Below are 25,152 nucleotides of genomic sequence, written 5' to 3'. Positions count from 1 at the left end.
AATGGACTAATGTACTTAATGTTTTAGTGAGGAACCGTGAGGGAGAACGTTTGCATTTACGAAAACATTCATGCTAAGAGTTTGCCTAGTATAGGAGTGTATAAAAAATAAATAGAGTTATTTAAAGAAAGGAAATAGAGTTGCTTTGTGAGGATAAAGTTCAATATTTATACTTAAAGTTGGTGCTACTTCTTTATTGCATTAGATAGCAATGTAATTTATAATACGTTTAAATGATTAAATTCTTAAACGGAAGGTAATGTTAGCGAAATGAACTGTAATGATAAAGTAATGCATATTTTAGAAAATTTAAGACCATGTTTTCAAGGGTTGGGAGATCCAACTCGTCAGCAAATTGTATCACTTTTAATTGATAAAGATAGCTTGAATGTGACGCAAATTGCGGAGCATATTCCCATGTCAAGACCTACTGTATCTCATCATTTGAAAATATTGAAACAATCAGGGTTACTTCAAGTTCAGAAAAAAGGCACTGAAATGTATTATTGTCTTGAATTTAATGAAACAATAAATCTTTTAAAAGAACTTGTTTCTTTAGTTGAAGATGAATGTAAGAACTAGGCACTCAGTTATAGTTTAGGGACACCTTCTGTCCCTTTTTTTAGTGATAATAAGTTAAAAGGTTTAAATTTTTAATCATTTAAACTTATAATCTCAAACTAATTAAAATGGAGGTTTCAGATGAATAAAAAAACAGTATTAATTGTTGGTGGATATGGAGTTGTTGGTAGTCAAATTGCTCGGATTTTACATGATCGACATCCTGATTTGGAAATTAGATTAGGAGGAAGAACCTTAGGGAAAGAGTTACCTTTTGAATCAGAGAGAGTAAAAATAGTCAAGGTAGACAACACAACAGATGATCCTTTAAGAAATTTGGATGATAATTTCACATTAGTTGTTAATGCGGTTAATGACCCGCAAGATAGACTACTCCTATCCGCAGTTCGAAAAAAAATCCCATTGGTTGACATTACTCGTTGGACTGAACGCTTTAAGAGTTCTATTGATCGATTAAAAAATGTTGAGGTCCAATCCCCTGTTGTATTAGCTTCAGGGTGGATGGGGGGGACAGCAGCCCTTTTTGCTAAAATGTATTCAAAAGATCTTCAAGAGGTTACGGTTGATATCAACGCACTATATTCTCTTCAAGACAAAGCAGGACCAAATGCAACAGCATATATGGACCGGTTAACGATTCCATTTGAAGTCAAAGCTCGAGAGGGAATGCGACAGGCTTATCCAATGACTGATCCAATCAAAGTCCGCTTTCCCAACGGTTATATAACCAAATGTTATCGTTTGGATACTCCTGATCACGTAACCCTGCCAGAATCAATTCATGCTGTTTCGGTTAACTTTCGGATTGCTTTTGATAGTAAAATATCTACATATGGACTGGTTTCTCTGGTGAATACAGGAATTTGGAAACTGATTAGTGGAGAAAAATTTAATGACTTACGAAAAAAAATTCTTTATAAACCCGGAAGTGGAAGTACACATAACATAGTTATTCACCTTAAAGGTTATGATGCTAATGGTGTATTGCATAGACGATGTGTGAACATATCAGATCCGCTAGGACAGACACATCTTACTGCTTTAGGAGCAGCTGTCCAAGCAGAGAACATTTTACAAACATCTGATATTGTGGTTCCGAATTCTAAAATTTACTTTCCGGAAAATTTATTAGATTTGGGTATGAATGCATCTGTAATTTTAGATTTTTATAGGGAATATGGGGTTAATATTACGAAACAAAATATATAAAAGGTATCGTTCTATTCGTGGTAGTACACATACGGCTATCAAGCAAAGAAGAGCATATACCCCAAATAACTTGATGGCAGTTTAGTTTAATAAGAATCATTGGTAAAATGATGAGAATTAATTATGATATGGGGCTGGTCAGTTGTAATTTTATAAAGGAGTTGTGAGAAGTTGAATTATCGCAAAGCAAATATCGATGATATTGATAAATTGGTCGAGTTAAGAAAAAAGAAATTAGTTGATGAGGGGATAGAAACTAATATAGATATTGGTAGAGAACTATATGCTTTCTTTAAAAATAAACTAAGTGAAGGTACTTTAATTCAATGGCTAGTGGAAGATAACGAAGAAATTACAGCTTGTGGTGCAGTAATTTTTTATGAAAAGTTGTGAACAATTAAAAAAATAATGGTCGAAATAATGAAAGGTGAGAAGGAGTTTATTTCTAATAAGCGAAATATTATATTGTATTGTTTTATCCAAATTATTTGTAAAGGTGGATACATAATGACAGTAAAGAAGCTTTATTTCCTCCCAGCAGGTCGTTGTATGTTGGATCATTCTTCAGTTAATAGTACACTTACACCGGGTAAACTACTAAACTTACCTGTTTGGTGTTATCTTTTGGAGACAGAAGAGGGACTTATTTTAGTAGATACAGGTATGCCAGAAAGTGCGCTTAATAATGAGAATCTTTTTAAAGGTACATTTGTTGAAGGACAAGTTTTACCTAAAATGAATGAGAACGATAGGATCGTAAATATTTTAAAGCGTGCCGGATATGAGGCAGAAGATCTTCTTTATATCATTAGTTCTCACTTGCATTTTGATCATGCAGGAGGAAATGGCGTTTTTACAAATACACCAATTATTGTACAGCGTGCGGAATATGAGGTAGCACTCCATAGAGAGGAATATTTGAAAGAATGTATATTGCCGAATTTAAACTATAAAATCATTGAAGGGGATTATGAAGTAGTGCCAGGTGTGCAATTAATATATACACCGGGACATACACCAGGGCATCAGTCATTATTAATTGAGACGGAAAAATCAGGTCCAGTGTTACTAACTATTGATGCATCATATACGAAAGAAAACTTTGAAGATGAAGTACCGTTTGCTGGATTTGATTCGGATTTAGCTTTATCTTCAATAAAACGTTTAAAAGATGTTGTTAGGAAAGAAAATCCGATTATTTTCTTTGGACATGATATGGAGCAAGAAAAGGGCTGTAAAGTGTTCCCAGATTATTTGTGATATAGCATATAAAAAGTCATGGGCTCGTTAGTTCATGACTTTTTGTTTTGGGGTGTTATAAAATCCTTAAGTTGATGGATGTGTGGTGCTACCTCTAATAGATAAAATTCCATTCTTCTTTGTAAGAAACCTATAGGACTTAAATGTTTTTTCATTTAAGGGGGGATTTTATTTTGTTAGCTTGATAGCGATGTGATCATGCCCTTCTTTAGAGTTATACTATTAGTATATCCAAGATTAGAAGATTACTTGCAAGAGTCTTGGAAGTATTGCAACCGTGCTGTGTTATACTTCTAAAGTACTAACATTTCATGTAGGACTTATAGATGTCGGTTTGACATATGAAATGTAAAATCAATCTGTTATTTTGAGGGTTCAGGCTACCATTATTTAAACTAACATTCACACTAAAAGAAGTACAGGGAGGAAGGTATATCTATTAAAATAGTGAGGTATACCAAATTAGAAATGAACATTAAATTTAATAAAAAAGTAGTAGCATTCACGGCAGGATTAACGGTATTATCTTCACCGTTGGTATCGTTTGCAGAAGAACAACAATTAGTAAACAATAAGCAACCTACAAACGTTCAGGAACAAAGTAAAACAACATCAGATGAACAGGCTTTAAAAAGTATTGAAGCTAGTTTTGAAGAGGTAGACGGACGTGGTGGAGGTACTGTCGACAATAAGAAAGTAGATAGTCTTCAACGTTCAGAAGGTATTCATGAAGAAACAGGTACACTAACAGTTCCTAACAATTCAAACAGAACAAAACGTAGTCTATCTCCCATATCACCTAGCACCTCTAGTACAATAAATGGTGTTCCATTCACTGAATGGATTGTTCCAGCAGGTAACGATAATATTCGTCCTCAAAACTATATGAGTCCAAAGTACATTACAATTCATGAGACTGATAATACAAGTGTAGGAGCAGGTGCTAGAAACCACGCCCAATACCTATATAACCAAGCAGTAGGCAACACAGACCGAGCTGCATCGTGGCATTTTACAGTAGACGATAAAGAGATTTATCAACACCTACCATTAAACGAGAACGGATGGCACGCAGGAGACGGTGATGGTCCAGGTAATAGAGAATCTATTGCAATTGAAATCGCAGTTAATAGTGACGGTAACTATAGTAAAGCAGTAGATAATGCTAAGAAACTTGTAGCTTATTTAATGAAAGAAACTGGTGTACCGTTAAATAACATTGTAAAACACCAAAGATGGAGTGGTAAAATATGTCCTGCTAATATGATTAATAATGGACAATGGGATGCATTCGTAAATGGTGTTGGTGGGTATTATAATAATCTTTATCAACCAAATGATGACATTACTGGAGGTTGGTATGAAGAAGCTATACGAGAGTTAAATAGAAGGGGTATTATGGTAGGAGAAGGAAACGGAGTTTTCGCACCTAATAGAGCGATAACAAGAGCCGAATTTGCTCAATTAATCTCTAAATCTCTAAACCTGCCAGCTGGAGATGCTTCATTTAAAGATCTAAACGATGCAAACTCAACTTTACGAGATGGTATTAAACGTGCTGCAAGTGCAGGTATTATTCTAGGTAGAGGTGATGGTTATTTTGACCCAAACACACCTATTACAAGAGAAGAATCAGCAATTATTGTAAACAAGGCTTTACAGCATAAAGGTATATGGGGACCAGTTGTAAACCTACCATTCTCAGACAAAGACCAAATTATTTATAAAGAAGACGTACAAAGATTGTATGGCCTAGGTATTGTAAGAGGTAAGGGTGACAATCAATACGACCCTAAAGGAACAACAACTCGTGGTGAAACAGCAACATTCATTCTAAATATGCTACAAGTAATTGAAAATGGTAGTGTTGAAAAGATAATTGGAACGGCTCAAATTAATGGTATTGGGGTAAATGTTCGAAGCGGATCAGGTACAAACTATTCTATTGTTAGAAAGACAAGTAAAGGCGAAAAAGTTACAGTATATGAAGAAAAGAATGGCTGGATAAGAATTGGAACAGGTCAGTGGATTTATTATGACTCTAGTTATATCGACTATAACAGATTATAAAAGACTAAATAGTTAAAAGAACAGGTCATATTTGGATATATAACTTAATCTCAGGTTGTGGAGAAAGTCTTCTTCACAACCTGTTCTTGTGTCTGGCCCCCTCTTTACCTACCAATACTGATAAAAAGAAGAAAAGGGGAGATTCATTATGATGGGTGCATCGAAAAATCACCGTGATCAGCGTGTATACAATTTAAAAACTAATGTTTTTCTAATAATTAAGTAGGGTTCACCGTACATGCCTATCCAACTCATATTTTGAAATACCTCAAAACGAAAAAATGGGCTTTTTGTTACAAGTTAGCACAAAATTTCGTTCTGGGGGTACTATAAAATTTTAGTTTGATAGCGATGTGGCGGGACCCCACATCCATCAACTTAAGGATTTAGACTGTTTTTGAAGTTAAAAGCACGTTACTATTTTCTTATGTTAATGAGAAAGGGTGACGTGCTTTTTATGAATATGCATCAAAAACAAGAGTTATCTTTATTTGCCGAAGAGCTATATCGATATATGTCTCCCGCTACACTTAATCAATTAGCTATAGAAGCAGGCGGAATGAAACGAAAACGCAAGTGCCACGGGCACCATTTCTTATCTTTGTGTGTATGGTTAAATCAACAAATCGCTACTACCTCTCTTACTCAACTTTGTAGTCAATTAGAAACTTCAACAGGAATTTTATTAAGTCCGGAGGGACTTAATCGACGATTTAATTCGGATTCTGTAGCCTTCTTTCGCACTGTATTTACTACACTTCTACAAGCTGAAATTGGAGAAGTATCTAAGATTTCTCATTCTCTTTCTTCTTATTTTGAGCGGATTCTCGTCCTTGATTCTACAACCTTCCAAGTTCCAGATCGATTCGCAACTACTTATCCTGGTGCCGGAGGGTGTAGTCATACAGCTGGTGTGAAAATCCAACTAGAGTATGACTTGTTGAGTGGGAAATTTTCTGATGTGGAAATTGAACCAGGAAAACGAAGTGATCAGGCATATAGTGCGACTCGAACAGGCATGGCACAAAAGAATGAACTATATATTCGTGACTTAGGATGTTTTCGTCTACAAGACTTTAAGTCTATTCAAGATAAGCAAGGATATTATTTATCACGTCTAAAGTTACCAACTAAAATATATAGAAAAGAATTTGAAACAGTGGTATTTAAAACAAAACCCGCTCAATTAAAACCGGTATATATACAAATTCATTTGGAAGACATCATGAAACAATTGCAGCCTGGCCAAGTGTATGAATTACATGATGTATATGTAGGGAGTAAAGACAAACTGCCTACTCGAATTGTAGTTTATAGATGTACCGAGGAGCAAAAACAGAAACGTCTACGTGATCGAGCTATTCGCGAAAAGAAAAAAGGAATTACATATACAGAGCGTACAAAACTTTTACAAGGTATTACGGTATATATGACAAACATTCCTACGGAATGGGTACCAAAAGAGAAAATTTATGATCTATATTCACTGCGTTGGCAAATTGAGCTGTTATTTAAAATATGGAAATCTTGGTTTCAAATTCATCGTTGTAAATCTATTAAACAAGAACGATTAGAATGTCACCTTTATGGGCAACTCATTAGTATTCTATTATGTTCTTCTACTATGTTTAAAATGCGAGAACTCCTGTTACGTAAGAAACAGAAAGAGCTAAGTGAATATAAAGCGATGTACATAATTAAGGATTATTTTTTACTTTTTTACCAAGCATTACACAAAAACACCCAAGAATTATCAAAGGTTCTTCTTCGTCTGTTTAACCTCCTACAGCACAACGGACGAAAATCTCATCGATATGAGAAAAAGACAGTCTTTGATATTTTGGGTGTTGTTTATGAGTATACCACTTCTACTCATCAGGTAGCATAGTAAAAAAATTGAAGCCCGTCAGGGTTTATTTGATATGCCTACTTTTATAAAATCTATAAAAGATAATAAAAAACTATATGGAAAGACCGCATTTTGTATAAAAATATACCTTAAGTTGATGGATGTGTGGCGGGACCCCTATATGAACGAATAAAGCGATTAATTTCTGATATGACATGTTTTAATATCACAAAAGCCATCACGTAATGATGATTGCATGATGGCTTTTGTTGTTTTTTTATTTCTTTGTCTCATTGACCCATGCAGCGATGTCCTGGATGACATACGCAGGAACATTGGAAGGGACTTCGTATTCACTAGGGTGACTGAATTCCCCGTCGCCCTCCGTGAAGATGTGATTCAATTTCGGATATTCTTTAAACTGAACATTACTGCGGCTTGAAAGCCCTTCTTTCCATTTCGTAAACTCGTCTTTTACTGTTACTTGATAATCACGTGCGCCTTGCAGAATTAGTAATGGCTCTTTTCGTAATTTCGCTTCCTCAACTGGACGCCAACGAGTCATATCATACATGAAATGTGGAAAAGGATAATTATAACCAGCTGGTGGGTGATCTGGATCAAAAGTGGGATCCTCAATATAAGCGAATTGTTTTTTTAGTTCATCAATAAATTCCTTAGGTGCCCCGAGGTACTGATACTGATCAAGGAGTATGTCAGTAAAAGGACGTGCAGGAGGTGCCATTAAAATACTTCCTCTTACAAGTGATGAAGGTGCTTTGCTTAGTATACGCGGCATGGTGCCAGCTCCTTGGCTATGTCCGAGAATGAAAATGTTATCTGGGTCAATTCCTTCCTGCTGCGCTGCTGATTTTGCTGCATATATGGCATCATCTGTAGTATCTCGGTCTAATGTAGCAGGTTCTGCACTCATTTTAAAACCGTGTTCTAAGGAACGTTTCTCGTAACGTAACACTGCGATACCGCTTGATGAAAGACCAGCTGCAAGGTCTCTAAAGATTTTAGCTCCCATAATTGTACTGTCACGATCTTGCGGACCCGAACCGTGAACGAGAACAACAACAGGCACTTTTTCGCCAGGTTTATGTTTTGGAACCGTTAATGTGGCTGGTAACGGGAATGTAGCATTTCCAATGACGATTTCGCGCTCTTGGTAGGAATCAGGTTGGTCATAGCTAGGATGCGGGATAGTATAAGATTTATCTGGTGTCGTCCTTACGCCAACTTCATCAATTTTACCACCAGGTGTGAATTTAAGGAGTAGTGGAATAGTAGTTCCTTCGATAGCTCCTGGAATTTCAACCGTTTGGTGGACTAAGTTTCGTTCTTTTATAACAGGTGTCCCTATGCTTGTAATCATACTCCCGCCACTTTGTGTCCACCAGCTTTGTAATATGTTTGCCGTAAACTTGGATTGAAAAGCAGCAGACGTCAACTGGAGTGCCTCTGCATATTTACCTTGCTGGAGATAGTCAAAAAATAAAGACGTACGTTCTGTTAAAGAGACTGGTTTCTTTTCTGCAGTTTGTGTCACTTGTGAATCCGCATGAATTGTTGTTGTAAGCGGAAAAGAAGAAACACCTAAAGAAAAGAGTAGGGTAAAAGAAAGTGCTGATTTTTGTAACTTCTTTTTTTTCATCTTTTTCATCCTGTTTAACCTCCAAAATGTAATGGTATGAAATAGGAATGGTAATTAGTGGAATGTTTCCTTGTGGAGGTTTCGGTACATGTATGGGGGAATCCTGCATACATATCATAAAAATTCCGTTTGAAAGAGTAGAGGAGTTAATCAATGGTTTTATACATAAACCTTGGCTAAATCATAGAAATCAATAGTTTTGCAAACAATGATTCCAATCTCGTTATGATGTAAGGGAAGAAAAACAAGAAGAGAGGGAGGCATACGATGAAGAAATTTTTATGGTTCATTTCGACATTGTGCATGATTTTAGGATTGGTACAGGGTGTAGTAGCAAATATGACACTGGAATTCCCGTTACAAGAAATGTAGCGGAGAAAGACCAGCTGAAAGGAATCGAAACAAAGCAAAATAAGAGAGAAGAGGATAGTTATGCAGCAACGGTACCTGTAAAAAAAGAAGAGTTTTCGGGAAAACTACAGTATCCAGAGTTGGCCGAGCAGGCGATGAACCCAGTACCTGGGGAGAGAAAGAAACAAAACGCTAATAGGGGTCACCATACACATCCATCAACTTAAGAACATAGGCAAAATGAACTTTCGTTCATTAGGACTAAAAAATTCTTAAAGTAGAGGTACACTCTTAAAAATGTGCATGCCAAATAAACCTAGATAGGCATTATTTTCAAAAAATTATGCAGCTTTCTTTTGTCTTCTCAAACCACTATACTCATATACAATGCCCAGAATATCAAAGACTGTCTTCTTCTCATACCGGTGGGATTTCCGTCCGTTTTTTTGTAAGAGATTAAAAAGATGGAGAAAAACCTTTGTTATTTCTTGAGTACTTTTTTGTAGAGCTTCATATGCCAAATACAGATGATCTTGAATCATGTAAATAGCTTTATATTCACTTAATTCTTTTTTCTTTTTTTGTAGTAGCAGTTGTCTCATTTTGAACATAGTTGAAGAACAAAGTAAAATAGCGATTAATTGGCCATAAAGATGACATTCTAGACGTTCCCGCTTAACATTATGACAACGATTGATACCAAAAAGAGATTTCCATGTTTTAAATACAATCTCTATTTGCCAACGTAGCGAATAGAGATCGTGAATATGTTCCATCGGAACAACTTCCCATGGGATGTTGGTAATATAAACATTGATTTCTGTTAAACGTTTACTTTTTTCAGAGTATGTAACTCCTTTTTTCTTCTCAACATAAGTTTGTTGTTTCCTACGTTTATGAATTTGAGTTGATGTGAGTCTATATATTACAACTCGTGAGGGTAATTTTTGTTGCCCAATATAGGCATTCTGAATTTCATAAGTATCTCCTGGTTTTATCTGATGCATAATATCTTCAAGGTTAAGCAAAACATATAAAGATTGTTTTTTTACTGTCCCATTCCGAAAGAATTCTGGAGATTCATTTTTTACATATACTCTATTATTTAATTTCAAACGTGAAACATAGAATACTCCCCGTTGATCCGTCTGGTCTAAATCTTTTAGAGAAAAATATCCTAAATCTCGAATACATAAATCTCCTGGGCGTAAGGTATCTAAACACTGTGTACCAAAGGTTTTATCATTATTTTTACCTGGTTCCATTTGAAAATTGAGGAATTTCCCACTATGTAAATCATACTCTAGCTGAATCTTAATACCGGCTGTTTGTGCACATCCTCCTGAACCAGGATAAATAGGAGCCAAATGATTGGGTACTTGAAAAATAGTAGCATCTAAAATACGTATACGTTGAAAATAAGAGGTGTATTGGTTTGAGATTTGAGACGAATCGTTTAGTTTGCTTTTGATTAAAAGGGAAAATACACGCTGTAGAAATAAAACAGCGCATCGGTTAAAACGTTGATTAAGTCCTTCTGGACTCATAAGTGTAGCTGTATTTGCATAAAGCTGACTACATAATCGAGTTAGAGAATCGCTTGCTACCTGTTGACTAATCCAGATACATAAAGCAGCCAAATCTCGTGCACCATACTTACTTTTACGTTTTACAAAACCTGTCTCTTGTGCAAGTTGTTGAAGAATATGTGGAGATAGATATCGCTGTAGTTTTTTAGCGAACAAATGAAACTCATCCTGAATCGATAGATTCATACAAAACGCCATCCTTTCTGTATATTTCTACAAAAAGAATAACGTCTATTTTACATAATGGATAGTGTAAAGCTTTAGCTTTATGGCGATGCGTCAGCACTCCATAACCATCTATTTAACCGATAGATGGTTACTTTATTTCTACGTTCGAAATTATATGATTTTATTATCTCTACACATCAACACATATTACTTTTTGTGTTTATCTCGCCAAATGAACTAATTTTTATATTTTTCTATTATGATATTTAGTACAATATCAATAGGAGTGATAAATTGTGAAGTTTAAAAAAACAAAGATAATTCTAGGGGTCTTATTACTACTGATTCTCTCTACATTCTTAATGACGAAAGAGTCAAAAATTAAAGATTTTCCTGTGTTTATTTTTTCTAACCATGTTGAAGATGATAAGCCAGCAGATTATCAATATACTTTTGGATATTTACCTTTAATGTCTATAAGAGCTAAAGGGTGGAAAAAAACGCATGAAGAAGGAGCTACTACTGTATTTGAAAAGGAAAATAGAAAAGTTATTGTTATAAAGTTTCCTGGAGAAGGCAATTTTTACTTATATGAACCGAAAAATAAATATTAATCAAAAGACCTTCAGGTTTACTGAAGGTTTTTTGATTAATGTTTATTAGGGGTACCGCCACATCGCTATCAAGCTAATATTTTAGAGTATCCCCAAAACGAAAATTGTATCTCTCCATAGTTGTTTATGAAAATTCAGTTCATTTTTTTCATTTTGGGGAACAATTAGTCTCTTAAGTTGATGGGCATGGGGTCACCATATCATTTCGAGAAAATTGTACGTTTAGACACAATTTAGACACAAATTAACCGATTCCCTGTACGTTAAGGAATCGGTTATTCATTTTATTGCTTTTTTAAAGAATTTTTATCTCGTAATGGGGTACGGAAACGATTCTGGGTATGAGGGGCCACTCTGGAATTTAATTACAAATCAAAAAAAGAACTTTATTCAAGTTCTTTTAATCTACGATATAGAGCGGCCTGACTCACTCCTGTAATCTGACATATTTCCTTTACTGTTTTATTGGTATGTTTTCGTAATTCAATTGCATGGTTCATGCCAGGATGTTTATCTGTGTATTTCTTCACTCTTCCTCTATATACTCCTTTTTGTTTTGCTAGCTTTATTCCCGCATGTTGTTTTTCTTTAATCATTTCACGATCTAATTCACTGAAGGCAGCCATGACAGTTAAGAAGAACTTGCCCGTTGGAGTTCTTGTATCAATTCCTAAATTTAAAATTGCAAAGTGAACATCCTTTTCCCGAAGTTGTTCTACTAACTGTAATAGCTGAATGGTATTTCGACCTAAACGATCCATTCTAGTTACGACCAAAGTATCCCCAGTAATTAGTTTTGACAGTATAGTGTCTAACTCTGGCTTTTGTTTTGTTACTCCACTTATTTTTTCTTTAATAATTTCATCTACTCCATATTTCATGAGCTGTTGAATCTGTGTATCTAGATTTTGATCTTGTGCACTTACACGAGCGTATCCATAGACCATTTTTCTCCTCATTTCAAATATATTTTTGATAAGTGTTATTGAGAGTCTCTGAGACTAATAATATCAAGGAAAGGATTTCTTCTCAATAGGGTACACTCTATTGAGAAGGTAAATATGCAATTATGCATATTTATATTTTTTTATTTTATAGTAATGAAACCTAATATATAATTAAAAAGTTTTTTACGAATTGATAAGGAGATGCGAGTATGAAGAAAACCATAGGACTTATATTATCATTATTTTAATTACTTTCTACCTATGCACCAATGTTTACAGAGGAGGTCGAAATTTTAAATCAAATAGGCCGCGTCAAAGAGAAAGGAGATTGGTATTATTATGGATCTCGTCAACATAATGCGAATTTTACACTAAGGGATTTTCAAATTAAAAAACTTGGTTTTACTGTAGATTAAGAAGGTTCCATAAACGGGCTACTACATTTAAAAAATGAAACATCTTATGAACTAATTATTGATTAGATAGAATGACTTAGGTTGTCCTTATGCGAAATATTAGTATGAATAGAAATTTGATAATTATATAAAACGCCGTAAATGAAGGATAAAATAAGTGCTGATTTTGCAATTATATTTTTAAAAATTGAATAGGAGATCTATTATGGATACAATTAAGAAATTATTTTTAAGTTCTGTGATATGTATTTTATTATTCAGTACAGTAGGAACAGCGTATGCAGAACAAAATGGTCAAGCGAATTCATCATCTTTTATTGACGTTCCTAAAACCCACTGGGCATATAAAGAAATGATGTATATGGCTGAAAATAAGATCATAACAGGATACGGAAATGGATATTTCGGTGCTACGGATCCTATTATTCGCGAACATCTTGCTGCTTTCTTGTATCGATATTTAAAACCGCAAGATAGTACCAATAATCCATTTGTTGATATTGGTGACAGCAATTTTAAAAAGGAAATTTTGGCACTTACTGCACGGGGCATATTTAGCGTAAATGTAGAGAAACAATTCAATCCGAAAAATAATATGACGCGTGCTGAAATGGCTGCAGTGCTTGTCAGAACATTCAATTTAAAACCGCAAGGGAATTTTGACTTTACGGATATGAAAGGTCATTGGGCTAACGAATATGTCAAAATATTAGCTGGAAATAAAATCACAAATGGTACTGGTGATGGAAATTTTAATCCAAATGGACTTGTCACAAGAGAGCAATTTTCTGTGTTCTTATATAGAACAATTATGGCAACATCAGGTATAAAAAACAATGAATCGGTTGGCTGGGTTATAGATGGAGAAAAGAAATACTATTATGACAAACCAGGCGTGAAACATACTGGATTATTACGTTCAGGGGATGATACCTATCTCTTCGATAAAAATGGTAATCTAGCTTCAGGATGGAATACTGTAGACGGAAAGGACTACTATTTTGATACGGTAAGTGGAGCTGCACAAAAAGGATGGATCTCTCAAACTACTCATTGGTATTATGCAGACGATAACGGTGTGATTCAAAAAGGCGATGTAACCTATAAGGGAAAACAATTCCAATTTGATAGAACAGGTAAAATGGTAAAAGGGTGGATAACAATCCAATCCCTCGACCAAAATATCTACAAATCCAGAACAGTTGTAAGGGGATTTGACCCGATAAAAGTTAGAAAGGATGAAATTCTTGAAGTAGTAGGGGAAGACGGTCCTCTATGGTTTAAGGTGAACTACAATGGTCAAACATACGTTGTGCAAAAATTATTTGCAGTCGTGTTTGATCAATCTCTATCTAATAAAATAGATAGAATTCGTCAAGATATTGATGATTTAAAAAAGAGTACTGAGTTAGTAAAAAAATATTCAGAACGCTATAAAAAAGCAAAAGAAACTAAAAATGATGATGCGGCTTTAGTTGAATCTAGTGAACTTGCACAAAGTGTCTCTCAATTACTAACCACACTAAAAAAATCTGAATTGAAGAACACTGTAGATAAGATTTATGAAAAAGAAGCTGATCCAGCTGTAAGAGAAAAATACAATTCTACTATCGCAACTTTAGAGATGATGAATCAGGATTTTGGGAAAATCCATAAATTAATGCTACTAAAAGATAGTGTTATGATTATCGATAAAGCGAATCAGGGTTCAGGTAATATTATTCAACAAATTCAAGAAGGTAAATATTTAGTACAGCAGGATAAAGCTAACGTTGTGAATGGGTTAACCGATTATAAAAATAGTATGACAGCCTATAAAAAGCAAATGTTGGATTGGTTTGTAGATGCTGTAGATGCAGGAACAGATGCCATGATAATGTTTATGGATATGACAACAGCTTACTCACTCTCAATTAATAAGGTGTTTATCGAACCAGCAGAAAAATGGGTTGGCACATTACCAAAAGGTGAAATAGAAAAATTTGCAGACGGTGTTCGCGACTATGGACAGCAACTTACTGCCATGCAGGAAGGATTCAAAAACAGACTACCTGAATATAAACAAATGGCCAGTGATTTACGCGTAGTAAATCAAAGTTTCCATAAGTTTGGAGATTCTGTACAAAAAGCTGGGGCATCACTTCATAAACAAGCAGTAATGGCTGATGGACTAATTAATAGTGTCTCAACGCATGTTGCAGAAGCTCAACAAGCATTTCCAACACTACATACAGATATTATGTCTGGATTAGATGCTGCCAATAATATTATGGACTCTACTAATAAAATTGCGAGTTATAAAATTGATGTACCTGCAGCATCCCAAAACATTGGAAATATTGACTTGAGTAATGCACTACGTGATTTAGGTGGTGATCCATCTAGAGTATATGATCGTAAGAATGATGGAGATTTATCTTTCGTATTGGGTATTACGCCTATAATTGGTACAGGAAAAGAAATTGGACAACTCATAAAAGGGGAAGACTTAGTAACAGGTCAAAAATATGGTCCAGAAGATTATGTATGGGGGACACTGGCTGCCGTATCTGGTGGTACAACACGAGTTGTTGGTAAAGTTTTTGGAAAGGTTGCTGATCTTGAGAAGAAAGGTAAGGCTTTAGAAGCGGCTGCCAAAAATACAAAATTCACGAAATATCCTACGGGTTTTGATGAAGTCGCTCAGTATATAAAACAAAATAAGAAATTACCGGATAATTTTATCACAAAAGATCAAGCAGAAGCACTAGGGTGGGTGAATAGAGATGGCAATCTGCATAGAGTAGCTCCTGGTAAAAGTATAGGTGGCGATATTTTTGAAAACAGAAAGAAGCAACTACCCGACGTTCCGGGTAGAACTTGGTATGAAGCGGATATAAATTATATTTCAAGTTATCGAGGTAATGATAGAATTGTCTATTCTAGTGATGGACTAATTTATAAAACCTCGGATCATTATAAAACATTTACTGAGATAAAGTAGGAGAAGTTTTTATGGAATTTTTAAATTTAGATGGTCGACAATTTACAAGTGAAGAAGTTTTACACAAAGTATTAAAGGAAAAATTAGATCTCCCTGATTATTATGGGGAAAATGCTGATGCACTATGGGATTGCTTAACGGCATGGGTAATTCTTCCGTTAACAATAGAGTGGGAGTTTTTTAAGGAAAGTCAAAATATGTTAGGTCAAGAGGCAGATATAATTTTAGAAACATTTCAAGATGCACAAGAAAAAATGCCAGGTAAATTCTATATTGTTGTAAAATAATTTAAAGAGCCTTAGGTAAACATAAAAACCGTGGAAATATTTAATTTCTACGGTTTTTATTGTATCAATTAGGTTTTCTTTCATAGTGGCCCCTCATACCCAGAATCGTTTCCGTACCCCTTGTAGGGATTCCTACAAGTTCTTTTTGTTTTTCTAATAACAATGGAAGTAAATTTTCACCTAAATAAAGGATGACGATATAAAATAGACGGAATCCTTTTTCTGTAAGGGTTCCATCTATAGAAATTAATAAGATGTGAAAGTCATTAATACACGTACTACCAATATTTATTCTTCTCTCATTAAACTTATTTTTTATATGACACACTAATTTATTATTCTTTTGTTTACAAAGGGAGAATAGAAATCAATTGTCCATAGAAAAAATCCCCTCATAGTAAACAGATGAATGTGCGTTCTTTTTACTGTCTACTATATGGGGACCATATCACTGCCGGGCAGCATCTTTTTTATTAGTCATTTACAGGATAGCTTATGATGACATATGCATATGTACTTTTTTTACTTGAATCTGGATTTGCAAGAGCAGGAGAAAATGAATTTGAAGTTTTTGTATCTGCTGATGGATTTAATTGCTTTAGGATGTTATCACATGTTCTTTTCCATTCTTCCTCAGTTTGATTATCATACATAGTACTTAAATAAGCTAGTTCATCATGATCGTCTTTTTTCATATTTAAGTGAACTCTTTTTAGACCAGTTTCAATAATATGCCTCGTATGATTTATAATTTCATCATTATGTTCTTTTTTTAGTTTATCGGATAGAGTATACACGGTACGATTTGCTTGATAGTATTTTTCAGTCAAATTACCAATAGCTTTCGTTTCTACAACTTCTAATATGCCAGCTTCTTCTAGCTTTTTGACATGATAGTAAAGACGGGATTGTTTTTCATTTAGCTTTTCAGCTAGCTCTTTTACAGTAATAGGTTTTTCAGTCGCATAGTATAAAATATTTTGCCGCTTTGGATCACAAATTAATTTATATAGGGCGAGTTCGTTTATATTCATAAAGACGACTCCTTCAATTTGAATATGTGTTTAATTATTTCAATAATAACACGTTTCCTATTGTTACATAACTCTGAAGGAAAAGAGAATACAATTACGAGAGAGCTTTTTCATTAACTGTTGTTTCTATGGATACGTTGCGAATATGAGGGTTTTTCAAGGCAATTCCAGCTCCTAAAAAGAAAAATAAGCTCCCTAATAGAATAAGTAGCGTAACTCCATACATATCTGCCAGCCACCCACTAAAGAGCATTGTAAATGGCATTGTGGAAGTGATTATAGTACTTGCTAGGCCATCAATCCTACCGCGATAACTTTGATCTACGAGAAGTACTGTGATGGTTTCATCAATAATCGTAAATAAAGTAAGAGAGAATGAAATAGTGAGCATACAAATTAATACTGTCCAAATGGAAAGGGAGAAGGCTAGCCCAACCATTGCAAATGCTGATAAGAAAATGCTTCCACTTAAAATTATTCCTTTTTTGAATCTCTTCCCGATATACCCCGCGATGAATCCACTAATAATACCACCAATCATATAGCTCATATTTATCATCCCTAAACTTTCGGGTCCACCTGTAATTTTATAAGCGAGAGCAGGGAAGATTGGGTTTAGTAAACCAGCTCCAATATTGACGATAAATGCAATGAAAATGAGCCCTTTAATGTACGGATATATTTGAATATAGTGCCAACCATCTTTCATATCTTGAATCCAATGTGCTTTCTCCTTAGAAGGAGTTTGCCGTGAGATTGAGTACGCTGGAATTTTTGCTAATAGGACACAAATTGCTACAAATAAAAATGTACAGGCATTAAGAATAATTGAAAACGTAGCACCAAGCCAAACGACCATAAAACCAGCTAGACCATTGCCTATAAGACGAGAGAGTTGATTAACAGCCATAAATTGTCCGTAATATTTAGCATAGTTTTCTTTTCCGACAATTTCAGGTAAAACAGAGGCTTCAGTTGGCCCTAAAAAAGTTGTTAGAACGTTTAATAAAAAAGTCGAGAGTATAGCGATGTAGAGTGAAATATGGTGAGTTGATAAGTAAATCGCTAATATAAGAAGAACGACGGTACAAGAGGCTATGTGAGTAAAAAATAAAATAGCTTTTCTGTTGTATCGATCTGCAAATACACCAGCAAATGGTGAAACAATTATTTGAGCAGTAATCATAGCTATAATAACAAATGCAGATTCGAGTGAAGATTTATTTGCTGTAAATACAATCCACATAATAGTCATGGAATAAAAGGCACTTCCAATACTAGAAACAGCATTACCAATCCAGAGTAATAAAAATGATTTGTTTTTGTAAATCGGTACTTCTTTCCTTTTCAGAGGAGTGTGCATATAAAATAATATCCCTTCATTAAAATTTATTTAATCGTTAAAATAAATTTTAATGCTGTTTTTTGATAAAATCAATAAAATTCTGAAAAATAATTATTAACTGTTTTTTACTAAGCATGTGGTTGGAATTTTACATAGAGAAAAATCAATTCTGGTGCAAAGATACAATAAAAGAGAATATAGTGCATAAATTTTTAGCGGAATTTTATTTTATGCTATAAGTCCAAACACTTGGTGAATGAGCTCTTTTTGATTTTGGACAAACTGGCTTCATAGATTTATCCCTTTTTTATCATATGCATGGCTTCAACACCACTCAATATTGAAGTTGTAATTTTAAATGACTTAAACCCCAACATAGGACGCACGCGTTTCTTAATAAAACGATGATCCTGTTCCACTATATAATTGAGATATCTAACTTGCCTTATCTTTATGGCTCCAGACATGTATTAGTCCCAGCTGATAAAGCTTCCATTTGAACAAATTTTCTTTTGCCATACGAATTACACACCTTTTTAAAGTAATACTATCCGTATGTCAAAGTTTAAGAGATTACTTTCAATTATCTTGAAGTTTTTGCACCAGAACCTTTAAAGTTCAAAGCACTTCAAAAGGTACACCTTTTGAAACACACTCCTTCCTACCCACATTAAAAACACATCTCCCTATAGATTTGATAAAAACTATTATTCAATATTAGTAAAAAATAGGATATTCCTCTAATATCCATTAGTAAATTCTTATCATTTTCCCATTGAGAGTTATGGCTCTCTCCTTTTTTATTTTTATTCGACACAATATAACAATATACAAATGTTTATTTTGATAAGATTGTCCAGAAATATTACATTTTTTATATCTTGGAGGAATTAAATTATGTGCAAAAAATTATTAATGGCTTTAACATGCAGCGTGTTACTTATGGGATTGGCTGCTTGTGGTTCAAATGATAAAGCAAGTACATCAGAAGAACCAAAACAAGAAACTAAAAAAGAAGATGAACAAAAGAAGCTAGATGAGCAAAAACAGGAAGAGGAACAAAAGAAAATAGAAGAACAGAAAAAAGCCGAAGAGCAAAAGCAATTGGAAGAACAGAAAAAGGCTGAAGAGCAAAAGCGATTAGATGAACAACGTAAACAAGAAGAGGCTCAAAGACAACAGGAAGAACAAAAGAAACAACAAGAAGCAGCTCTAGCAACAGAACAGGAACAACAAAAAGCTACAGCTAACACAGCACCTCAGCAACAAGCTACACCTAAACAAGAGAAAGTTCACTTTGCAAACTGTACAGATGAAAATAATGCCGGTTACTATGATATAACTCCAGATAGCCCAGCTTATGCTTCGCATTTAGATCGTGATGGCGATGGTGTAGCTTGTGAACGAAATAAAGGACATAAAAAATCTAGTAAAAAACATTAGATTGAAGGATAAGCACTCTTATGAGTGCTTTTTTATTTTCGTTCGACAGAATATGACAATATTCGAATTAATTGTTTGCTATGATAAGCTCGGAAATCTTACATTTTACATAACTGGAGGAAATAAAATGAAAAAACCGTTCTACAAAAAATGGTGGTTCTGGCTTATCGTTGTTATCATAGTGCTCGGAGCTTATGGTAATAGCAATAAGGATAAAGGAGAAACTAAAACAGCTTCTACTGAACCAAAACAAGAGGCTAAACAGGAAATGAAGAAAGATGAACCTAAGAAGGAAGAAGCTAAAACTGAGCCTAAAAAAGAAGAACCTAAAAAGGAACTTTCTAAAGAGGGCGAGTCTTCTAAAGTTAAAATTGCGGTAGGCTCTGTTGAATCAACAGATTCAGTAGGTGGCGAATACTTAAACGAAAAAGCGCAAGGCGTGTTTAAAGTAGTTGAAATTACAATTACAAATAATCAAAAAGACGCTATTACTGTTGATGCTAACAGCTTCAAATTAGTTGATAATAAAGATCGTGAATTTACATACTCTACACAAGCTCAAACTGCTTTCGATGTAGGCAATGGTGGTAAGTCTGATTTCTTCTTAAAACAACTTAACCCTGGCTTATCTCAAACAGGGAAAATTATCTTTGATGTTCCCGCTGACGCACAAGGCTTAGTTTTAAAAGCTCGTGGCGGTATGATGGGTAAAGAAATTAAATTAAAAGTAGAATAGTCGAAGGCACTCGAAAGAGTGCTTTTATTATTTTAATTTTGGAGGTTATTATGACAAATACAGAACGATATTCAAACCGCAAAGTAGAAGGGCTTAATACGCCTGATGAATTTATGATATGTAACTTATCTGAGTATATAGAGTATTTCTCAAGTGGGGAATTCACAAATTATTTGTTTAGGGGGGAGCCTACAAATTACAATGAAACCGTCTCTTCTGCCTTAAGGGATATAACCATACCTGGTTATAATCCAAAACAAGGAGTTAAAAACGAAAATACATTTCTCAATATGCAAAAAGATTTCAAAAGAGAAGTTTGGTACAAATTAACTCCTGATGAGCGTACACATTTTTCGGCATTTTCCCAACATCATGGAATTCCAACAAATCTCATCGATATAACTACATCACCCTTAGTATCATTATATTTTGCATGTCAGGACTATAAAAATCCCAAAGATCAAAATAAATTCCAATTCGATGAACAAAGAGGATTTGTGTATTTATTTAAAGATCAATTTGTTGACATTACAAACGTTTTAACAAAATTTGAAGACGCAAATATATTAGAAATTTTCGCATCAGATAAAGATGATGTATTCTTAGATATTTATAATTTATTTTTAAAATTTAAAGCAGAACATCCCGAAGCATATTATGAATACTTTAAAAAACTATACATTGAGTTTCATAAACACTTCGAAAATTTCCCTGCTTTTATTCCTATGATGAAATTAAATGAATTCCCAGTTTATGACGAAGGTAGATATGAAATTAAATTCTTTGAATATTTTATGAGGTTACTGGAATCATCACGATTTAACAAGTTCTTTACAAAGATACATGATAATTCTTATTCAGTATTTATTTACACAGCTCATCTACAAATATTATTACAAAATATAGATAGCATGCCAAACCAGGGCACACTGTTAAATATACTTCCTCATTTCAAATATGCTCCCATATTAACTTTCGAACGAGGACGTAGCCAACAAGGATTGTTTGTATATCAAAATTATATTCAGGAGGGTAAATTTTTAAATCCCCCTTATATTGTAAGCGTACAGAGAATTTGGCCAGATAAAATACTTATCATTGATGATAAGATAAATATTCTTAATCAACTTGATTTTATAGGTATTAACGAGAAATTTATTTATGGAGATTATGATAATATAGCCAAATACATAAAAAGAAGATCTCAATAAAATATAGATTTTAACAACATTTATCAATGTCTGAAACAGCTAAACATGGTAAAATAGTATTTGGATTGGCGTCCAATACATATTATTAAAATTAAGATGGTTCAAGTCGGAGGAAGGCACCTTAGGGTGTCTTTTCTTTATGTAGAAAAAAGCCTCTCCATCTTATAGAAACGGTAAGCCCTTAAAAACAATAATTGCAACTAAATTAATTTTACATTACATTAAGATTAGAGAATACTATACTAATAAAGCGCTAAATAGTAGGTGGAGAAAATGGAATTTAACGATTTGGGTATTACCATTAAAGAACTTCGAATTTTAAAAAATATATCTCAATCCGAATTATGTCATGGAATATGTTCACAAAGCCAAATTAGCAAGATCGAAAAAGGTGTGATTTATCCATCTAGCATATTGTTATATCAATTATCAGAAAGACTTGGTGTTGATCCAAATAATATATTTGCACTAACTCAAAATAAAAAATTAAAATATATAGAAAATGTAAAATATGTAATAAAGGATTGCATAAGACAACATCAATATACAGAGCTTTATGAAATAGTAACAAAAGAAAAAAACTTAAATAATTTTCAAACAAAAGAAGATAAACAATTTCTACTATGGCATGAAGCAATTGCTATATATCTTGTGAATAACTCAATAAAATCGGCTTTAACTCTTTTAAATAATGCATTAAAACTAACTTTAACAAATATTAATTTTTTATCTGAGAGAGAAATAGATATTATGCAAACAATGGCTATATTTCATGCAAAAAATAAAGAATACAAAAAAAGTATTAATATATTAAGAAGATGTTTAACTAATTTTAACAAGTTAGATTTTCCTAGAGATAGAGAAATTAAATTAAAAATCATTTATAATTTATCAAAATGTTTAAGTTACACATGTCAATACGAAGAGGCACTAAAATACATTGATAAGGGCATCCAATTAGCTATTAATCTAAATACTTTATACTTATTGGGTGAACTATACTATGGAAAAGGTTCAAACTTATTAAAGCTTAAACAATCTAATGACGAAAATGTTGCTAATAACATGAAAACAGCGTTATTTATATTTGAATTAACAAAAAACGAAAATAAATTAAAAATAATTAAAAAAGAATATTTCGTAAAAAAATATAACCACTCATAATTTCGTAAAAACTACTTACAAAGCCCACAGGAAAAATCCCTATAGTTTTTTAAATTAGAGCTATATTATTAAAATTAAAGTGGTTCAAGTCGGAGAAAGGCACCTTAGGGTGTCTTTTCTTTTGTACATTAAAAAACTCACCATCCAACAGAAATGGCGAGATCCTTGTATATTATTTAATATCTTGTTTTCTCTAATACTTTTCTTCTTAGTTAAAAATTTATTATCGTCATAAACCAATAACCAAAAATTATTACAGAAATTACAAGTCCCATAGCAGCACCTACCAACATTTTCCCCTCAGGACCATTAATAAGCTCTTTTAAAACTTCTTTTGCAATTCGCTGACCTTTACCACTTAAAGATATAGAAAGAATAAAGAATACTACCACTAATACAAATGAAGAAATTATTAACTCCATGACTTATGTACCTCCCTCATATATGTGAATCATTAATTAACCAATAATTTCCTTATACATTATATCAGCTAGGGTACACGGAAGTATAACAAATTATTTTTATAATTTAATTTATTAATCGCCACCGCATTAGGATGGTTCAAGTCAAAAAAGGCACCTTAGGGTGTCTTTTCTATTAGCATTCGACATAATATGACAATATACAGATTGACAGTTTGTTATGATAGTTCAAGAAATCTTACATTTTAGACACCGGAGGATACATATTATGAACAATAAACTATTACTCGCACTAACAAGCTGCGTTTTAATTATAGGATCGGCAGCATGCTCATCTAACGAAAACGCAAGTACAGCTAATGACTCTAAAGCTGAAGAGAAAATACAAAAAGAAGCAGAAAAAGCTAAGATGGCGGAAGAAAAGGCGAAGCAAGAAGAACAGCAACGTCAAGAAGCAGAAGTTAAAAAAGAGGAAGAAGAGAAAGCAAAACAAGAAGCAGAAGCTCAAAGACAGGCAGAAGAAAAAGCGAAGCAAGAACAAACAGAAAGAGAAGAACAACAACGTCAAGAGCAGGAACAAGCCCGTAAACAACAAGCAGCACAAGCGCAAAAGCAACGTGAAGTGAAGCAACAAAAGAAAGAAGAACCTGAACTTTGCGGTTCGCTAGAAGTTGGAATAACATGTGAACACGTTCAAAAAGAATGGGAAAATGAGCAAAAGATTGAAAAAGAACTTAAAGAAAAAGAAGAACGCCAGGAACGAGAAGGTTTGGAGTATGCAAAAAGGAAAGCACAATCATTTGAGGATAAAGAACGAGAAAAAATGAGTTGTGATGACGCGAAAAATGTTCTTGAACAATTAAAAAATGCAGAACAGAATCCGGCCATAAAAGAAAGTATTGTAAAGTACCAAGAAAAAGTAAATATGTGTAGCAAGTAATAAAATAATATTTGGATTGGCGTCCAATATATATTATTAAAATTAAGATGGTTCAAGTCGGAGGAAGGCACCTTTGGGTGTCTTTTTTTATGTAAAACCCCCAAGCATTCATACACTTGAGGGCTTATCAATTGAAAGGTAGAGCTGTCTGGAATTACCCTAAATTAAGAACAAAGTGGGATTACTCCTAAACCAATTAATAGAGCTGCAGCAAACGCTGGAATTGGCACAGGGATCTCGATACCTTCTACAACTAAGAAGTATTGTCCACTTACTACTTTAAAACAAACTAATTGCATGGCTATTCCTCCCTTCTGCTAGGATTAATACATTATATTAAATAATTATATTATTGATATAATTAGATAGTTTGTTTTTGAAAAAATGTGCAATTTATTTATATTTAGGTGGAGCGCCTTAGATCATCTTTCCCTTATTTTCAAAAGGACCTGCTCATTTAACTCTTAAAAACATAAGGTAAAGAGAATCCATTAAAATACATGAGTGACCTCATTTTTTCGCCTCTTACTAAAAGGAGAGATTAATATGAGTTATGGTGGTAGCTGCGGTAGTTGCGGCGGCGGCGGTTTTGCTGGAGGCTTCGCTTTATTAGTTGTATTATTTATTTTATTAATTATTGTTGGAGCTTCTTGCTTCTGCTAAAAACTATGGGAAAAGACACTCTTATTTGGGTGTCTTTTCTTTTTTCTCAATATAAGAGCTATAAAAATATGCTATGGTTTTAATAGAAATTCCCTTTTGTGCAATGAGATAGAAATACCCAACAAAAAACCCACCTATTTCCGTAGGTGGGTTTTTTCTTTATTACACAATACCAAATTATACTCTCATTTTTTTCATAAACTTTATGC

At 33.7% G+C, this 25,152-nt stretch carries 22 protein-coding genes and 2 pseudogenes; 16 read left to right on the top strand and 8 right to left on the bottom strand.

Translation table 11 applies throughout. The features are described from left to right. Window positions 1-270: 270 nt before the first annotated feature. The 6 genes and pseudogenes from COK05_RS14805 (at window position 271) to COK05_RS14780 (ending at window position 7,009) form a co-directional block, all read left to right on the top strand. The gene (locus COK05_RS14805) at window positions 271-582 is read left to right on the top strand and encodes an ArsR/SmtB family transcription factor (protein ID WP_000995769.1); all 312 of its coding nucleotides are present in this window, start codon (window positions 271-273) and stop codon (window positions 580-582) included. A 120-nt stretch (window positions 583-702) separates the two neighbouring features. Further along, complete coding sequence (locus COK05_RS14800) at window positions 703-1,791, top strand: saccharopine dehydrogenase NADP-binding domain-containing protein (protein ID WP_098613171.1); 1,089 nt, start codon at window positions 703-705, stop codon at window positions 1,789-1,791. 171 nt (window positions 1,792-1,962) lie between these two features. Continuing rightward, a pseudogene (locus COK05_RS14795) lies at window positions 1,963-2,175 on the top strand (GNAT family N-acetyltransferase); the annotation flags it as partial. A gap of 123 nt (window positions 2,176-2,298) precedes the next feature. Next, entirely contained in the window at window positions 2,299-3,051 is a 753-nt protein-coding gene (aiiA, locus tag COK05_RS14790) for a quorum-quenching N-acyl homoserine lactonase AiiA (protein WP_098613170.1), read from the top strand. Window positions 3,052-3,519: 468 nt separating this feature from the next. Further along, a complete protein-coding gene (locus tag COK05_RS14785) occupies window positions 3,520-5,121 on the top strand; it encodes an S-layer homology domain-containing protein (protein ID WP_098613185.1) in 1,602 nt (533 codons plus the stop codon). A gap of 457 nt (window positions 5,122-5,578) precedes the next feature. Then, on the top strand, window positions 5,579-7,009 hold the full coding sequence (locus tag COK05_RS14780) for an IS4 family transposase (RefSeq protein ID WP_098613169.1): 1,431 nt from the start codon (window positions 5,579-5,581) through the stop codon (window positions 7,007-7,009). 238 nt (window positions 7,010-7,247) lie between these two features. Here the strand turns inward: COK05_RS14780 and COK05_RS14775 are convergent, their stop codons facing one another. Next, a complete protein-coding gene (locus COK05_RS14775) occupies window positions 7,248-8,630 on the bottom strand; it encodes an alpha/beta hydrolase family protein (protein ID WP_141539106.1) in 1,383 nt (460 codons plus the stop codon). A 281-nt stretch (window positions 8,631-8,911) separates the two neighbouring features. Here COK05_RS14775 and COK05_RS31355 point away from each other — a divergent pair, with 281 nt between their 5' ends. Next, window positions 8,912-9,208 carry a hypothetical protein gene (locus tag COK05_RS31355; RefSeq protein ID WP_176539444.1) on the top strand — a complete coding sequence of 99 codons (297 nt, stop codon included), beginning with the start codon at window positions 8,912-8,914 and terminating at the stop codon, window positions 9,206-9,208. 114 nt (window positions 9,209-9,322) lie between these two features. Here the strand turns inward: COK05_RS31355 and COK05_RS14765 are convergent, their stop codons facing one another. Continuing rightward, complete coding sequence (locus COK05_RS14765; protein WP_098613168.1) at window positions 9,323-10,756, bottom strand: IS4 family transposase; 1,434 nt, start codon at window positions 10,754-10,756, stop codon at window positions 9,323-9,325. Window positions 10,757-11,034: 278 nt separating this feature from the next. On the opposite strand from COK05_RS14765, the gene COK05_RS14760 reads away from it, so the two are divergent. Then, window positions 11,035-11,352, top strand: a complete 318-nt coding sequence (locus COK05_RS14760) for a hypothetical protein (protein WP_098613167.1) — start codon at window positions 11,035-11,037, stop codon at window positions 11,350-11,352. A gap of 386 nt (window positions 11,353-11,738) precedes the next feature. Here the strand turns inward: COK05_RS14760 and COK05_RS14755 are convergent, their stop codons facing one another. Continuing rightward, on the bottom strand, window positions 11,739-12,299 hold the full coding sequence (locus COK05_RS14755; RefSeq protein WP_098613166.1) for a recombinase family protein: 561 nt from the start codon (window positions 12,297-12,299) through the stop codon (window positions 11,739-11,741). Window positions 12,300-12,920: 621 nt separating this feature from the next. Here COK05_RS14755 and COK05_RS14750 point away from each other — a divergent pair. Together COK05_RS14750 and COK05_RS14745 are read left to right on the top strand one after the other, a co-directional pair. Then, the gene (locus COK05_RS14750) at window positions 12,921-15,698 is read left to right on the top strand and encodes an S-layer homology domain-containing protein (RefSeq protein WP_098613165.1); all 2,778 of its coding nucleotides are present in this window, start codon (window positions 12,921-12,923) and stop codon (window positions 15,696-15,698) included. 11 nt (window positions 15,699-15,709) lie between these two features. Continuing rightward, entirely contained in the window at window positions 15,710-15,985 is a 276-nt protein-coding gene (locus COK05_RS14745; RefSeq protein ID WP_000395059.1) for a barstar family protein, read from the top strand. Window positions 15,986-16,458: 473 nt separating this feature from the next. Here the strand turns inward: COK05_RS14745 and COK05_RS14735 are convergent, their stop codons facing one another. The 3 genes and pseudogenes from COK05_RS14735 to COK05_RS14725 form a co-directional block, all read right to left on the bottom strand. After that, the gene (locus COK05_RS14735; RefSeq protein WP_098613163.1) at window positions 16,459-17,019 is read right to left on the bottom strand and encodes an ArsR/SmtB family transcription factor; all 561 of its coding nucleotides are present in this window, start codon (window positions 17,017-17,019) and stop codon (window positions 16,459-16,461) included. A gap of 94 nt (window positions 17,020-17,113) precedes the next feature. Next, window positions 17,114-18,382: an MFS transporter gene (locus COK05_RS14730; protein ID WP_098613162.1), complete on the bottom strand. Its 1,269-nt coding sequence runs from the start codon at window positions 18,380-18,382 to the stop codon at window positions 17,114-17,116. 210 nt (window positions 18,383-18,592) lie between these two features. After that, window positions 18,593-18,825 (bottom strand): annotated as a pseudogene (locus COK05_RS14725) (DDE-type integrase/transposase/recombinase); the annotation flags it as partial. Window positions 18,826-19,261: 436 nt separating this feature from the next. On the opposite strand from COK05_RS14725, the gene COK05_RS14720 reads away from it, so the two are divergent. The 4 genes from COK05_RS14720 to COK05_RS14705 all read left to right on the top strand — a co-directional run bounded on the left by COK05_RS14720 (window position 19,262) and on the right by COK05_RS14705 (window position 22,918). Continuing rightward, window positions 19,262-19,807, top strand: a complete 546-nt coding sequence (locus COK05_RS14720) for an excalibur calcium-binding domain-containing protein (RefSeq protein ID WP_098613161.1) — start codon at window positions 19,262-19,264, stop codon at window positions 19,805-19,807. Window positions 19,808-19,934: 127 nt separating this feature from the next. Further along, window positions 19,935-20,543: a DUF4352 domain-containing protein gene (locus COK05_RS14715; protein ID WP_098613160.1), complete on the top strand. Its 609-nt coding sequence runs from the start codon at window positions 19,935-19,937 to the stop codon at window positions 20,541-20,543. 50 nt (window positions 20,544-20,593) lie between these two features. Continuing rightward, complete coding sequence (locus COK05_RS14710) at window positions 20,594-21,754, top strand: FRG domain-containing protein (RefSeq protein WP_098613159.1); 1,161 nt, start codon at window positions 20,594-20,596, stop codon at window positions 21,752-21,754. A gap of 273 nt (window positions 21,755-22,027) precedes the next feature. Then, entirely contained in the window at window positions 22,028-22,918 is an 891-nt protein-coding gene (locus COK05_RS14705; RefSeq protein ID WP_098613158.1) for a helix-turn-helix domain-containing protein, read from the top strand. A gap of 212 nt (window positions 22,919-23,130) precedes the next feature. Here the strand turns inward: COK05_RS14705 and COK05_RS14700 are convergent, their stop codons facing one another. Beyond that, complete coding sequence (locus COK05_RS14700) at window positions 23,131-23,340, bottom strand: hypothetical protein (RefSeq protein WP_098391677.1); 210 nt, start codon at window positions 23,338-23,340, stop codon at window positions 23,131-23,133. A 268-nt stretch (window positions 23,341-23,608) separates the two neighbouring features. Here COK05_RS14700 and COK05_RS14695 point away from each other — a divergent pair, with 268 nt between their 5' ends. Next, entirely contained in the window at window positions 23,609-24,280 is a 672-nt protein-coding gene (locus tag COK05_RS14695) for a hypothetical protein (RefSeq protein WP_098613157.1), read from the top strand. Between the two features lie 164 nt (window positions 24,281-24,444). On the opposite strand, the gene COK05_RS31740 is transcribed toward COK05_RS14695, so the two are convergent. Next, window positions 24,445-24,579, bottom strand: a complete 135-nt coding sequence (locus COK05_RS31740) for a hypothetical protein (protein WP_255290326.1) — start codon at window positions 24,577-24,579, stop codon at window positions 24,445-24,447. A 247-nt stretch (window positions 24,580-24,826) separates the two neighbouring features. Between COK05_RS31740 and COK05_RS14690 the strand changes: the two genes are divergently transcribed. Continuing rightward, window positions 24,827-24,943: a YjcZ family sporulation protein gene (locus tag COK05_RS14690; RefSeq protein ID WP_088096962.1), complete on the top strand. Its 117-nt coding sequence runs from the start codon at window positions 24,827-24,829 to the stop codon at window positions 24,941-24,943. The last annotated feature ends 209 nt before the right edge of the window (window positions 24,944-25,152 follow it).

This window comes from Bacillus cereus (genome assembly GCF_002567495.1).
In the GTDB taxonomy this organism is placed as follows: domain Bacteria; phylum Bacillota; class Bacilli; order Bacillales; family Bacillaceae_G; genus Bacillus_A; species Bacillus_A cereus_AQ.
Note: the sequence above shows the minus strand (reverse complement) of the source record. Positions and strands in the feature narration are given on the sequence as shown.